A 13,754-nucleotide genomic window follows, 5' to 3' on the forward strand; every position below is an offset into this window, starting at 1 on the left:
GTGTTTTCCTCGTTGTCCATGGGGTTCATGCGCTGGCCGCCTCGCGCAGCAGTTCGCGCGCGATGATCAGTTGCTGTACTTCGCTGGCGCCCTCGTAGATGCGCAGCGCGCGGATTTCGCGGTACAGGCGCTCGACCGGATGTCCGCTGACGACGCCCATGCCGCCGAACAGCTGCACGGCCGCGTCGATCACCTGCTGCGCCGTCTCGGTGGCCGTCAGCTTGGCCATGGCCGCTTCCTTCGTCACCTTGCGGCCCTGGTCGCGCTGCCAGGCGGCGCGGTAGGTCAGCAGCGCGGCCGCGTCGATGCCGGTGGCCATCTGCGCCAATTTTGCCTGCGTCAGCTGGAAGTCCGCCAGGGTCTGGCCGAACATCTGGCGCTTTGTCGCGTGGCGCAGCGCCTCGTCAAACGCGCGCCGCGCAAAGCCCAGCGCGGCGGCGGCCACCGAGGTGCGAAAGACATCGAGCGTGGCCATCGCCACCTTGAAGCCCTGCCCCGCCTCGCCCAGGCGCTGCGACACGAGCACACGGCAATGATTGAAACGCAGGCGCGCCAGCGGATGCGGGGCGATGACGGCGATGCGCTCGGCGATTTCCAGCCCGGGATTGTCGGCATCGACGATGAAGGCGCTGATGCCGCGCGCGCCCGGCGCCTCGCCCGTACGGGCAAAGACGACGTAGAAGTCGGCGATGCCGCCGTTCGAGATCCACGTCTTTTCGCCGTCGAGCACATAGTCGTCGCCGTCGCGGCGCGCCGCGCACGCCATGGCCGCCACGTCGGAGCCCGCCTGCGGCTCGGACAGGGCGAAGGCGGCGATGCGCTTGCCGCTGGCCACGTCCGGCAAATAGCGCGCCTTGTTCCCGGCGCTGCCGAACAGGCCGATGGCGCCCGAGCCGAGTCCCTGCATGGCAAAAGCGAAATCGGCCAGGCCGTCGTGGCGCGCCAGGGTTTCGCGCATCAGGCAAATGGCGCGCGTATCGATCTTGCCATCGGTACCGGTGGCGTATGCCAGCCAGCCACCCTGCCCCAGTTGCGCCACCCGCGCGCGGCAAGCGGCATCGACGTCGGCGCCATGCTCGTCGCCAAGGTGCTGCGCCGCCCAGGCATCGAGGTGCCGCTCAAGTTCGGCATGGCGCGCTTCGAAAAAGGCCATTCCAGGTAAGTGGTGTCGCGTGTATTTTGCATCTCAATCGCCCTCGAACTGCGGTTTTTCCTTCGCCACGAAGGCGTGATAGGCGCGGTGAAAATCGTTGGTGGCCATGCAGATGGCCTGCGCCTGCGCTTCCGCCTCGATGGCTTCGTCGACGCCCATGCTCCATTCCTGCTGCAGCATTTTTTTCGTCATGCCGTGCGCGAAGGTGGGGCCGCTGGCCAGGCCGGCGGCGAACAGCTGCGCCGCCTCGGCCAGCTCCTCCGGCTCGACCAGGCGGTTGAGCCAGCCCCAACGCTCGCCCTCGGCCCCAGCCAGGGAGCGCCCCGTGTACAGCAGTTCGGCGGCGCGGCCCTGGCCGATCACGCGCGGCAGCAAGGCGCATGCTCCCATATCGCAACCGGCCAGGCCCACCCGCGTAAACAAAAAGGCCGTCTTGCTGCGCGCCGTGCCGATGCGGATATCGGAAGCCAGCGCCAGCATGGCGCCGGCGCCCGCGCAAATGCCGTCGATGGCGGCGACGATGGGTTGCGGGCAGGCGCGCATGGCTTTCACCACGTCGCCCGTCATGCGGGTAAACGCCAGCAGGCCGGGCATGTCGAGCTGCGTCAGCGGGCCGATGATGTCGTGCACGTCGCCGCCGGAGCAGAAATTGCCGCCGCTGCCCGTGATGACCACGGCCTTGACGTCGTCCGCATGCGCCAGCGCGCGGAACAGCTCGCGCAATTCCGCATACGAATCGAAGGTGAGCGGATTCTTGCGCTCGGGCCGGTGCAGGGTCAAGGTGGCGACGCCTGCGTCGACGGCAAACAGGAAATGCCGCGCGGCGTAGCCGGCCAGGCTGGCGCGGTTGCCTGGCAGGTCTTGCGGCTGGCCGGGTAGATGGCGCATGCTCAGTCCTTTATTGAGGTGTTATTCAGCTGCTGCTTCATGTGCGACAGCAGGTCGATCAATTGGTTTTTGTCGTCCGGCGTCACGCCGTGCAGCAGTTCGGCGATCCAGCCCTCATGCACGCGCGCCATCTCGTCGAAGGCGCGCCGGCCGGCCGGCGTCAGCTTGACGCTGTACGAGCGGCGGTCTTTCGGGTCGACCACGCGCGCCACCAGCTTTTCCTGCTCCAGCTGGTCGGTGATGCCCGTGATATTGCCGCCCGTGACCATCATGCGCCTGGACAGCTCGCCCATGCGCAAACCATCGGGAAAGCGTTCGAGCTGCGCCATCAAGTCGAAGCGGGGCAAGGTGATGCCGAAGGTGGCGCGCAAGCGCGTGCGCACCTCGTTCTCGATTTTCACCGTGCACGAGAGCATGCGCAGCCACAGCTTGAGCGACTGGTGGTGGTCCTGCGTCAGCCGGCTGGCCAGGTCCAGCACGGGTTCTGCCTGCTGGAGGTCGCGTTGATTATCCATTTTATCCATTGTCTACATGACTTCGCCGCCGGCGACGGCGATCGATTGTCCATTCATGGCGGCCGACGCGGGCAGGCATAGCCACGCCACCGCATCGGCCACTTCATGCGGCTGCACCAGCCGCTGCTGCGGATTGGCAGCGGCCAGTTCCGCGCGCGCCGCGTCTTCGCCGCGCCCCGTCTTGCGCACGATGTTCTGCACGGCCTGCGCCACCATGTCCGTTTCCGTGTAGCCGGGGCAGACGGCGTTGACGGTGACGCCGCGCGGCGCCGCTTCCAGCGCCAGTGCGCGCGTCAGGCCGATCACGCCATGCTTGGCGGCGACATAGGCGCTGACGTAACGATAGCCTTTCAAGCCCGCCGTCGACGCCACGTTGACGATGCGCCCCCAGCCCGCGTCCAGCATGGCCGGCATGGCCGCCTGGCAGCAGTGGAACACGCCCGTCAGGTTCACGGCCAGCATCTGCTGCCAGATGGCGGCATCCGTCTTGCCGAAAGGCGCCGCATGCGCCTGGCCCGCGTTATTGATCAATATATCGATGCGGCCGAAATGCGCGGCGGCCTGCGCGAAGCCCGCCTGCACGGATGCTTCCACGGCCACGTCGAGCACACAGATGGCCACCCGACCCGCATGGCCCGCCTCTTCCAGCTGCATGCGCGCGCGCGCCAGCCGCGCGCCATCGCGCCCGGCCAGGGTGACCCTGGCGCCCGCGTCCAGCAAGGCGCCCGCGCAGGCCAGGCCGATGCCGCTGCCGGCGCCCGTAACCAGCGCATGCTTTCCTGATAATGCGTCCATCAATGCTTCCTTGCTCATGTCATCCTTCCAGCAGCCGCGCGGCCACCTGTTGCGGGGTGAGGCCCGTGTTGGCGGCGGCCAGCTGGCGCTCGCGCTGCAGATTGCGTTCCAGCTGCTGCTGGCCCGGCCGGTACTGTTTCGGCCAGGCTGCGCCTTTCCCAGCGCCTGCGCCGCTGTAGCCGATGCGCGCCATTTCCGTCAGGGTCCAGGCCGGGTTGGCCAGGTGCGGGCGGCCCACGGCGCACAGGTCGGCGCGCCCGGCGGCGATGATGCTGTTGGCGTGATCCGCTTCAAAGATCGAGCCGACGGCCATGCTGGCGATGCCTGCCTCGTTGCGCACGCGGTCGGCGAACGGCGCCTGGAACATGCGCCCGTAGACCGGCTGTTCGAGCTTGCTGACCTGGCCCGAGGAACAGTCGATCAGGTCGGCGCCCGCCTGCTTGAACAGGCGCGCGATGACGACCGCATCGTCTGGCGTGATGCCGCCTTCGACCCAGTCGTGGGCCGAGATGCGCACGCTCATCGGTTTATCCTGCGGCCAGGCCGCGCGCATGGCGCGGAACACGCGCAGCGGATAGCGGCAGCGGTTTTCCAGGCTGCCGCCATACTCGTCCGTGCGGCGGTTGGTCAGCGGCGAAATAAAACTCGACAGCAGATAGCCGTGCGCGCAATGCAGTTCCAGCCAGTCGAAACCGGCGACGGCGGCCGCCAGGGTGGCGCGCACGAAGTCGTGCTCGATGCGCGCCAGGTCGTTTTTCGTGGCCGCCCGCGCCGTTTGCGACACGCCGGCCAGATACTGCTGCTCCGAGGCCGAGGTCAAAGGCCAGTTGCCTTCCCTGAGCGGCAGGTCGATGCCGTCCCACATGGGCCGCGTCGAGCCTTTCGCCCCCGCGTGGCCCAGCTGCAGGGCGATCTTCGCATCGCTGTTCGCGTGCACGAAATCGACGATGCGCCGCCACGCCTGCGTGTGCGCTTCGCTGTACATGCCGGGGCAGGCGGGCGTGATGCGCGCGTCGGCCGAGACGCACGTCATCTCGGCAAACACCAGGCCGGCGCCGCCCATGGCGCGCGCGCCCAGGTGCATCAGATGGTAGTCGCCCGCCACGCCGTCGACGGCGCTGTACTGCGCCATCGGCGAGACGGCGATGCGGTTTTTCAGCAGCACGCCGCGCAGCCGGAAGGGCGTGAGCATGGGCGGCAAGGCCTGATCCGGCAAAGGTTCTTGCGGAAATACAACGCCGGCCTGCTCGCCGGCGCGCCGCGCCAGCCACGATTCATAATCGGCCACGTAGGCGGGATCGCGCAGGCGCAGGTTTTCATGCGAGATGCGCTGGCTACGCGTGAGCATCGAATAGGCGAACTGCGGCGCTTCCATGGCGCTGTAGCGCTCGACATTTTCAAACCACTCCATGGAATTGCGCGCCGCGCTCTGGATCTTCAGCACCTCGATGGCGCGCAGCTGCTGGTAGGCGGCAAGCGCAGCGGCGCTATCCCCATGCTGGGCGAAGCAGCGCGCCAGCTCGATGGCGTCTTCCAGCGCCAGCTTGGTGCCCGAGCCTATCGAGTAATGCGCCGTGTGGGCCGCGTCGCCCATCAGCACGACGGGCACACCGTCCTGGCGGTGCACCCATTGCCGGCAGACGATGCGCGGGAAGGTGATCCACTGCGCCGAGCCGCGCAAATGCGGCGAATTGCTCAGCAACTCATGGCCGTCGAGTTCCTCGGCGAACAGGGCTGCGCAAAAGGCGATGCCCTCTTCCTGGCTCATGCTATCGAGCCCCGCGGCGCGCCACACGTGTTCGGGCGTTTCAACGATGAAGGTCGACGTCTCGCCGTCATATTGATAGATATGCGCCTGGAACCAGCCGAATTCCGTCTGGCGGAAGGCAAACGTGAACGCCTCGAATTTCTTGCGCGTGCCCAGCCAGACGAAGCGGCAATGGCGCTGGTCGATCTCGGGCTGGTAGCTGGCCGCATAGCGCGTGCGGATGCGGCTGTTCAAGCCGTCGCTGGCGATCACCAGGTCGGCGCCGTACTGGCGCGCGATCGCCTGGTCGTCCCGCACTTCCGTCTCGAACACCAGCTGCACGCCGAGTTCCTCGCAGCGCGCCTGCAGGATATTGAGCAGGCGCTTGCGGCCGATGCCGCAAAAGCCATGGCCGCCCGAGCGCACGGTCTCGCCCTTGAAGTGGATCTCGATATCGTCCCAATGGTTGAACGCCTGCAGGATGGCGCGCGCCGTCGGCTCGTCCGCATTGGCCAGGTTGCCCAGGGTCTGGTCGGAAAACACCACGCCCCAGCCAAACGTGTCGTACGGGCGGTTGCGCTCGATGACGGTGATGCGGTGATGCGGGTTCTGCTTTTTCATGAGCAGGCTGAAATACAGGCCGGCGGGGCCGCCGCCGATACAGACGATATTCATGGGGTGTCCGTGCGAAGTTTGAAGCGCTGCAGCTTGCCCGTTTCCGTGCGCGGCAGCGCAGGCAGGAAATGGATGGCGCGCGGGTATTTATACGGGGCGATCTGCTGGCGCACGAAGTCCTGCAGTTCGGCCGCCAGCACGTCGCTGGCCTGGCAGCCCTCCTTGAGCACGATGTGCGCCTCGACGATCTGGCCGCGCTCGGCATCGGCGCGCCCGACCACGCCGCATTCGGCCACGGCAGGGTGGCGCAGCAGCGCCTCTTCCACTTCCGGGCCGGCGATGTTGTAGCCGGCCGAGACGATCATGTCGTCGCTGCGCGAGCGGTAATAGAAATAGCCGTCGGCATCCATCTCGAAGGTGTCGCCCGTCAGGTTCCAGCCGTTCTGCACGTACTCGCGCTGGCGCGGGTCGGACAGGTAGCGGCAACCGGTGGGGCCTTTTACGGCCAGGCGGCCCGTCACGCCGGGCGGCTGCGGCACGCCCGCATCGTCGACAATGCACGCCTGATAGCCGGGGATGGCCTTGCCGATGGCGCCGCGGCGGATGCCCTCGCCCGTGGCGGAAATGAAGATGTGCAGCATTTCGGTGGCGCCAATGCCGTCCGTCATGGCCAGTCCCGTCGCCGCCTGCCAGGCGTCGCGCGTGGCCAGCGGCAGCGCTTCGCCGGCCGACACGCACAAGCGCAGGCTGCGCAAGTCGTAACTGGCAGCCAGGGGCGCCATCTGGCGGTAAAAGGTGGGCGCCGTGAAGCAGATGGTGGCTTGATAGGCGCCGATGGCCCGCAGCAGGGTCTCGGGCGTGAGTTTTTCCAGCAGCACGGTGGCCGCGCCAAAACGCAGGGGAAACAGCAGCAGGCCGCCCAGGCCAAAAGTAAAAGCCAGCGGCGGCGTGCCGATGAAGATGTCGTCGGCGCGCACCTGCAGCATGGAACGGGGAAAGCAGTCGCAGATGGCCAGCAGGTCGCGGTGCATATGCATGGTGCCTTTGGGGACGCCCGTCGTGCCCGAGGTAAAGCTGATCAGGCAGACGTCGTCGGCCGCCGTGTCGTGCGCGGGAAATGGCGCATCGTGGGCCGCCATGCGCCGTTCCAGTTCCGCATCGGCGGCGCCAAAGCACAGCATGGCCGGCAGGCCGGGCAAGCCGTCGAGCTCCCCGCGCAGGCCCTGCGCGCACAGCACGGCGTTCACTTCCGCCTTGGTCAGGATGGTGGACAGTTCGCGCGCGCGCAGCAGCGGCATGGTGGGCACGGCGATGCAGCCGGCCTTCAGCACGGCCAGCAGACAGGCGGCCATCATCGGGGTATTCGCGCCGCGCAGCAGCACGCGGTTGCCGGGGATCAGGCCCAGGTCGGCGCGCAGCACGTGGCCGATGCGGTCGACCTGGCGCGCCAGCTCGGCGTAGCTCCAGCGCTGGCCGTCGGCAAGGATGGCGGTGCGCTCGCCGCCGCCGTTGGCCACGGCCGCATCGAGCAGCGCGGCGACGCAATTGAGACGCGCCGGATACTGCAGCCCGGGCAAGTCGAGGCACAGCTGCGGCCAGAGTGCGCGCGGCGGCAGGTGCGCGCGCGCAAAGTCATCCTGGGGAGATGCGGTGGTAGGCGAAGGGTCGCTGCTCATGCTCATCCTGGCTGGTGGCGGGCGCGTGCACAAGGCCCGGAAGCAGATACTTTAAACCTAAAGTATTTTTCCAGCAAGCAGAAAACAGCAGATTCAGTCGGCGCCGTCCTGGCGCAGCAAACGCGCCTGCTGCGCCGCGCTGCGCGCCAGCGCGGCCAGGGCAGCCTGCATCTGCTCGCCATCGAGCACCGCCGACTGCAGCAGCGCGCTCATGCCGGCTTCCGCGCCGTGCAAGCCCAGGGTGCGGCAACCGAGGTGCAGCCGTTCGAGCTGCTGGCGCGCCTGCGCCGGTTCACCGCGCGCCAGCAAGGCGTCGACCTGTTCGCTGGCGGCGACTATCTGTCCCTGAAAGCCCGTCAGATAGGCCAGCAGGCGTTCGCCGTCGATACCCAGGCGCTGCAAGGTGTCGCGCGGCGCCTCGGCCGGCAAGGCCGAGACGTCGAAGCAGGCGTCGATATGCTGGCGCACCTGCTCCGGCTGGAAAGGCTTGACGATGTAGCCGGCGGCGCCGGCCTGCACGGCGTCGCGCACCGTGTCGTGGTCATTCGCCGACGATACCAGCACCAGCGGCATGGCATCGAGCGCGCTGTCGGAGCGGATCTTCTGCAGCAGCTCCATGCCGGACAGGCGCGGCATGCGCAGGTCGCAGAAGCACAGCGCGGGGCGCAAGCCGCCTTCGAGCTGCTCCCACGCCGCCGCGCCATCTTCGGCTTCCACGATATCGTGCACGCCGCAGCTGTCGATCAGATGCATCAATACCATGCGCGACACGACATCGTCGTCAACCACCAGTACTTTCATTGCTTTCTCCATTGCCGGCGGCGTCAGGGGCCTGGCCGTATTCTACCCAGTTTCGCCGCGCGCCCGATGGCCGGCATTGCCTATTTTACATTTTCTTGCCCGAAACGGCTATTTGCGCCAACAGTGTGCGCAATTGCGGCAAATGCAGGGCCACCTGGGTCCAGCGCCCGCCGTCCGCCGCCTCCTCCATTTCCGTGCACAGCATGTGCAACTGCGTTTCATCGAGATAGGCGGCGCTGCCCTTCAATCCGTGCAGCAGGCGCCCGGCGTTGTCGCTGTCCTGCGCGGCCAGGGCGTCGTCGAGTTCGCGCAAGCGCCCCTCCAGGTCGGCGACGAAGGCGACGCGGATGCGCCGCTGCAGTTCGCCGCCGCGGCCGGATTGCGCAGGCGCGACGGCGGGGATGGCCGGCGCGATGCCGAACAGGGCGTCGAGTTCGGCCTGCCCCCGCGCGCTAGCGCGCGGCGCGTTCGACGGCATGCGCGGCAACATGAACCCGCGCTGCAGCTGGCGCTCGATGGCGCGCGCCAGCAAGCCATGCAGCGCCGCTTCGTCCACGGGTTTACTGAGGAAATCGTCCATGCCGACGCCCAGGTAGCGGCCGCGGTCTTCTTCGCTGGCGTTCGCCGTCAGGGCCACGATCATCAGTTCCTGGTCGCGCACGGGCTGGTCCGGCCAGCCGCCCACGCGGATCAGACGCGTCGCCGTGGCGCCGTCCATTTCCGGCATGCGCCCGTCCATCAGGATCAGGTCATAGCGCGTGTGCACGCAAGCCGCCACCGCCAGCATGCCGTTGGCGACCACGTCGACCCGGTGTCCCAGTTCCTCGAGCATGACGCGGATGATGATCTGGTTGGTGGGGAAGTCTTCCGCGCACAGCACGCGCAACTGGTGGCTGTGCGGCGCCAGCGCCACCTGCGGCACCAGCGGCGGCGCCACGCCGTCGGCCAGCGGCAAGGTGAAGGCAAACGTGCTGCCCTGCCCCGGCGTGCTGGCCACCTCGATCTCGCCTTCCATCAGTTCGACCAGCTGGCGGCAGATCGCCAGGCCCAGCCCCGTGCCCCCGTAGCGCCGCGTGGTGCTGGCGTCGGCCTGCTCGAACTTCTGGAACAGGCGCGCCATCGCGTCCGCATCGATGCCGATGCCGCTGTCGCTGACGCTAAAGCGGATCAGGTTGACACGGCGTCCACCGCTGCCGCTGGCCACGCCGGCCCGCTCGACGCACACGCTGACGCCGCCGCGCTGGGTGAACTTGAAAGCATTGCCGACCAGGTTGACCAGCACCTGGCGCAAGCGGGTCGGGTCGCCCACCACGAAGGGCGGCAGGTCGGGCGCGAAATCGATGGAGAAACCGATGCTGCGCGCGGCCGCCTGCTCCTCGAACAGGCTGACGACCGTCTCGATGGCCGCGCCGAGCGCGAAGTCGATGTTTTCGATACTCAGCTTGCCCGCCTCGATCTTGGAAAAATCGAGCAGGTCATTGATGATCACCAGCAGCGACTGGGCATTGGCCTGGCCGCGCAGGATCTGCTCGCGCGTGGCGTCGTGCAGCTGCTCGTCGCGCAGGGCAAAGCCCAGCATGCCGATGACGCCGGCCAGCGGGGTGCGCATCTCGTGGCTCATGTTGGCCAGGAATTCCGACTTCTGGCGCGTCGCATCCTCGGCCTTGCGCTTGGCCTGGCGCAGGCTTTCCTCGTTTTTCGTCAGGCTGCTGTTCACTTGCGCCAGCTTTTCCGACTGGGCCAGCACTTCGATTTCCTTGCTCTGCAACTCGGCCGTGCGTTCGCCGACCAGTTTTTCCAGCTCGTTCTGCTGGCGCCGCAGCGCGCGCACGCGCTGGCGGTAGGCGACGTACACGGCGCCCAGCAGCAGCGCCGCCATCAGGGTGCGGAACCACCAGGTCTTCCAGAACGGCGGCAGGATCGTGATGGCCAGGGTGGCGCCGCTCTCGTTCCACACGCCGTCCTTGTTGGCCGCCTTGACGCGAAACACGTAGTCGCCCGCATCGAGGTTGGTGTAGGTGGCAAAGCGCCGGCCCGCATCCGTCATGACCCAGTCCTGGTCGAAGCCTTCGAGCCGGTAGGCGAACATATTGCGCTGGGGCGCGGCGAAATGCAGGGCCGCGAATTCCAGCGAAAAGACGCTTTCGCGGCTGGTCAGCACGAGCTTGCGCGTATGGTCGATCGCCGTGCCGAGCACGTGCGCGAACTCGCCGCGGCCGATGGCCACCGGCTTGTTGAAGATCTGCAGTTCCGTGATGGCCACCAGCGGCGGCACGCGGTTGTCGTGGATATCCTGCGGCACGAACGCCGTCATGCCGTTGAAGCCGCCGAAATACATGGTCCCGTCCGCCGCGCGCAGGGCCGCGCCATCGAAGTACGAGCCTTCCACCGTGCCGTCGGCGCTGTCGTAGTTGCGGAACAGGCCGCTGCGCATGTCGAGCCGCGTGATGCCGCTGTTGGTGCTCAGCCACAGCTGTTCATTGTCGTCGCCGAGGATGCTGGCGACGGCATCGTCGGCCATGCCATCCTTGCGCAGGAAGCGCCGGAAGCGGATCCCGCCCTTGGCGTCGACGTCCATGCGGTTCAAGCCGTTGGCCGTGCCCACCCACAGCACGCCGCGCTTGTCTTCGTGCAGGAAATGCACTTCGTCGTGGCTCAGGCTATGCGGGTCTTGCGGATCGTGGCGGAAATGGCGGAAGCGGCCGCTGGCGCGGTCCAGCAAGTCCAGACCGTGGAAGGAGCCTATCCACAGCCGCCCCTTGCCGTCTTCCAGCACGGGCCGCACCATGTTGTCGGACAGGCTGTTCGGGTCGGCCGGATCGTGGCGGTAGGTGGTGAAGCGTTTGCTCACGGGGTCGAAACGGTGCACGCCGCCCCGCGTCGAGACCCACAGCATGCCGCTGCGGTCGCTCACGACATTGCGGATGGTGTCGCTGTTCGGGTCGCCGGCGGCAAAGCGCATGGTGAAGAAGCGTTCCAGCGCCGGATCGAAGCGGTGCAAGCCGGTCGAGCCGCCCACCCACAGGGTGCCGTCCGGCCCCTTGTACAGGGTGGTGACCTGCTCGTCGCGCGACATGCCGGGCGAGCTGCGCAGGTCGAACAGGCGCGAGCTGCCGTCGCGCGTGTCGTACAGTTTCAGGCCGCCCTTGGTGGCCAGCCACAGCTTGCCATTGCCCGCGTCGGCCACGGCCCGCACTTTCTTGTCCGCCAGCGCGCCCACGTCGCCGGGCGCGCGCGCCATGCGCGCAAAGCCGCCGCTGCCCAGGTCGACCCGGCTCACGCCGTTGTACCAGGAGCCGACCCAGAAAGTGCCGGCGCGGTCGCGGTACAAGGACGACAGCTGGTTGTCGGCGACGCTGAACTTGTCGCCCGTCTGGTGCCGGTACTGCAGGAAGGTGTCGCTGTCGGGCAGCCAGCGGAACAGGCCATCGGCATTGCTGCCCAGCCAGACGGTGGCGTCGACGTCCTGGTACAGGCTGGCCACGCGGATGGCGGAAAAACCCTGTTTTTCGCTCAGGCGCACGCGCGCCTGCGGCGGCTGGCCGGCGCCGCCCAGGCGCCAGCGCTCGGCACCGGCCATGGTGCCGATCCACAGATTCTGCTGGCGGTCGACCAGCAGCGACTGGATCACGTTGTATTTCGAGCCGGGCGTCGCATCGACGGCGAAATGCTCGAAGCGCTCGCTGCCCGGCGCCAGCATGTCCAGCCCCGTGACCGTGCCGATCCACAGGCGCCGTTGCGCGTCCAGCGCCAGCGCCTTGATTTCATTGTCGCCCAGGCTGTGCGGGTTGCCTTCTTCATGGTGCCAGGTGCGGAAGACGCCTGTGGCGGGGTCGAAATGCTGCAAGCCGTCCGAGGTGGCGATCCAGAAGCCGCGCGCGCCATCGTCGAGGATGGCGTGGATATGCCGGTTGCCGTTGCCGCGCTTGCTCTTTTCGGCCGGCACGTAGTGGATGAAGGTCTGGCTGGCGGCGTCGAAGCGGTCCAGGCCATTGTCGGTGCCCACCCACAGCTGGCCCTGGCTATCGACATGCAGCTCGCCCACCCAGTTATCGGCCAGGCTGGTCTTGTCGCCCTCGATATTCTTGTAGACGACCATGCGGTAGCCGTCGTAGCGGCTCAGGCCAGACTGGCTGCCGAACCACATATAGCCTTGCCGGTCCTGGGCGATGGCCAGCACCGATTCCTGCGCCAGGCCCTGGTCGACACTGAGCTGGTCGAAGCGCAGGGTGGGCGCAGGCGCGGCCATGGCCGGAGCGCCCAGCAGCAGAATTAACAGTAAGGCAACATCGAAAACACGTCGAAATACCTGCACAATCGTCCTGTCAAAAAAACGCGAAAACTCCCGCAACTGTTCCGGGGGCCGTCTCAAGAACCAAAAAACGCCAGTACATCGTCCTTGCGGGCCTGCGTATCGCGCTGTCCAAGACGGATCAGCTCGTTAGTATACGTCGATTCGAACAATAAATACGATGCCAGCGCCGCGCCGCGCGCTTCGGCCGCGCCGATACCCGACAACATGGTGCGGATGGGACGGGGCAAACTGCCGATATGCCGGCTGGCGATGGCGTCGAGCCGCTCGGACGGCGCGATGACCAGCAATTCCACCGGCCGCAAGGCCGTCTTGCCCAGCAACTCGGGCGGCAGCATCGACAGGGTCAGGTTGATGCGGTTCAGGCGCTCGATGTCGACGGCCAGGCCATCGAGGAAGATCGACGACAGCGCGTGGCCGGCGATCTGCGCCAGGCTCGGGTAGCGCGCCGCTTCGGACGCGGCCGGCGCCGGTTCCGTCATGCGCCCCGCGCCCACCACCAGCACCTTGTTCGCGCCCAGGTGGATGGCCGGCGAGATGGGCGCCAGCTGGCGCATGGAACCGTCGCCGCAGTATTCGCGCTGGCCGCCCACGTACAGGGGCACGGCGGGAAAAATGAAAGGGATGGCGGCCGAGGCGAGCAAGTGCTCCACGCCGATCTGGTCCGGCAAGGCCAGGCGCTGCGTGCGCACCCAGGGCGCGATATCCTCGGCCGTCTGGTAAAACGTCATGTGGCGGCTGCCCGAGTACGACGACGCCGTCACGGCCAGCGCATGCAGCAGGCCGTCGGCCAGGGCCGCGTCCAGGCGCGGCAGGTCGAGCATGCGGTGCAGCAGGCTGACCAGCGGGGTATTGTCGAGCAGGGAACTGGGCGGCGACGCATGCCACTGGCGCAGCAGCCAGCCGAACGACAGCAGGGACAGCCAGCGCGCGCCCGAGCGGATCACGCCCAGCGAGTCGGCCCGGTACACTTGCTCGACCTCGATGTGCTGCCACACGTCGAGCAGCTTTTGCACGCCTTCGCCGAAGTTGTCGGCACGGCAAGCCAGCGCCGTGGCGTTGATGGCGCCGGCCGAGGTGCCGCAGATGATATCGAACGGGTTGCGCGCCGGCGCCCAGCCCGCTTCCCACAGAATCGCCGAAATCGCCTGCAGCACGCCCACCTGGTAGGCGGCACGGGCGCCCCCTCCCGTGAGTATCAAGCCTGTTTTATTTTGCATTCCCATGCCGGCAGATTAGCAGGGTCTTGATG

General features: G+C 67.4%; 8 protein-coding genes and 1 pseudogene. All 9 read right to left on the reverse strand.

All coding sequences use genetic code 11. From position 1 onward, the window contains the following. Window positions 1-25 precede the first annotated feature (25 nt). The 9 genes and pseudogenes from ACRHIG_RS26695 to ACRHIG_RS26735 all read right to left on the reverse strand — a co-directional run bounded on the left by ACRHIG_RS26695 (window position 26) and on the right by ACRHIG_RS26735 (window position 13,728). A pseudogene (locus tag ACRHIG_RS26695) lies at window positions 26-1,185 on the reverse strand (acyl-CoA dehydrogenase family protein). Window position 1,186: 1 nt separating this feature from the next. Further along, the gene (locus tag ACRHIG_RS26700) at window positions 1,187-2,041 is read right to left on the reverse strand and encodes an enoyl-CoA hydratase family protein (RefSeq protein ID WP_489628466.1); all 855 of its coding nucleotides are present in this window, start codon (window positions 2,039-2,041) and stop codon (window positions 1,187-1,189) included. 2 nt (window positions 2,042-2,043) lie between these two features. Beyond that, window positions 2,044-2,556 (reverse strand): MarR family winged helix-turn-helix transcriptional regulator, encoded by a 513-nt coding sequence (locus ACRHIG_RS26705; RefSeq protein ID WP_475415646.1) that lies wholly within the window; start codon window positions 2,554-2,556, stop codon window positions 2,044-2,046. Between the two features lie 12 nt (window positions 2,557-2,568). After that, window positions 2,569-3,351, reverse strand: coding sequence for an SDR family NAD(P)-dependent oxidoreductase (locus tag ACRHIG_RS26710; RefSeq protein WP_489628467.1), 783 nt, complete (start codon window positions 3,349-3,351; stop codon window positions 2,569-2,571). Between the two features lie 19 nt (window positions 3,352-3,370). Next, entirely contained in the window at window positions 3,371-5,773 is a 2,403-nt protein-coding gene (locus ACRHIG_RS26715) for a bifunctional salicylyl-CoA 5-hydroxylase/oxidoreductase (protein ID WP_489628468.1), read from the reverse strand. After that, window positions 5,770-7,389, reverse strand: coding sequence for an AMP-binding protein (locus ACRHIG_RS26720; RefSeq protein ID WP_489628469.1), 1,620 nt, complete (start codon window positions 7,387-7,389; stop codon window positions 5,770-5,772). The genes ACRHIG_RS26715 and ACRHIG_RS26720 overlap by 4 nt, the downstream gene beginning before the upstream one ends. Before the next feature lie 93 nt (window positions 7,390-7,482). Next, window positions 7,483-8,190 carry a response regulator gene (locus ACRHIG_RS26725; protein ID WP_475415650.1) on the reverse strand — a complete coding sequence of 236 codons (708 nt, stop codon included), beginning with the start codon at window positions 8,188-8,190 and terminating at the stop codon, window positions 7,483-7,485. An 85-nt stretch (window positions 8,191-8,275) separates the two neighbouring features. Further along, window positions 8,276-12,439 carry a hybrid sensor histidine kinase/response regulator gene (locus ACRHIG_RS26730; protein ID WP_489628470.1) on the reverse strand — a complete coding sequence of 1,388 codons (4,164 nt, stop codon included), beginning with the start codon at window positions 12,437-12,439 and terminating at the stop codon, window positions 8,276-8,278. Between the two features lie 119 nt (window positions 12,440-12,558). Then, entirely contained in the window at window positions 12,559-13,728 is a 1,170-nt protein-coding gene (locus tag ACRHIG_RS26735) for a patatin-like phospholipase family protein (protein WP_034751717.1), read from the reverse strand. Window positions 13,729-13,754: the final 26 nt, after the last annotated feature.

Source organism: Janthinobacterium sp. C22 (assembly GCF_057919405.1).

What these genes read in the sequence shown, in the direction of transcription:
- ACRHIG_RS26700 (WP_489628466.1), bottom strand. Translation starts at nt 2,041, where the DNA reads ATGCGCCATCTACCCGGCCAGCCGCAAGACCTGCCAGGCAACCGCGCC.
- ACRHIG_RS26705 (WP_475415646.1), bottom strand. Translation starts at nt 2,556, where the DNA reads ATGGATAATCAACGCGACCTCCAGCAGGCAGAACCCGTGCTGGACCTG.
- ACRHIG_RS26710 (WP_489628467.1), bottom strand. Translation starts at nt 3,351, where the DNA reads ATGGACGCATTATCAGGAAAGCATGCGCTGGTTACGGGCGCCGGCAGC.
- ACRHIG_RS26715 (WP_489628468.1), bottom strand. Translation starts at nt 5,773, where the DNA reads ATGAATATCGTCTGTATCGGCGGCGGCCCCGCCGGCCTGTATTTCAGC.
- ACRHIG_RS26720 (WP_489628469.1), bottom strand. Translation starts at nt 7,389, where the DNA reads ATGAGCAGCGACCCTTCGCCTACCACCGCATCTCCCCAGGATGACTTT.
- ACRHIG_RS26725 (WP_475415650.1), bottom strand. Translation starts at nt 8,190, where the DNA reads ATGAAAGTACTGGTGGTTGACGACGATGTCGTGTCGCGCATGGTATTG.
- ACRHIG_RS26730 (WP_489628470.1), bottom strand. Translation starts at nt 12,439, where the DNA reads ATGGCCGCGCCTGCGCCCACCCTGCGCTTCGACCAGCTCAGTGTCGAC.
- ACRHIG_RS26735 (WP_034751717.1), bottom strand. Translation starts at nt 13,728, where the DNA reads ATGGGAATGCAAAATAAAACAGGCTTGATACTCACGGGAGGGGGCGCC.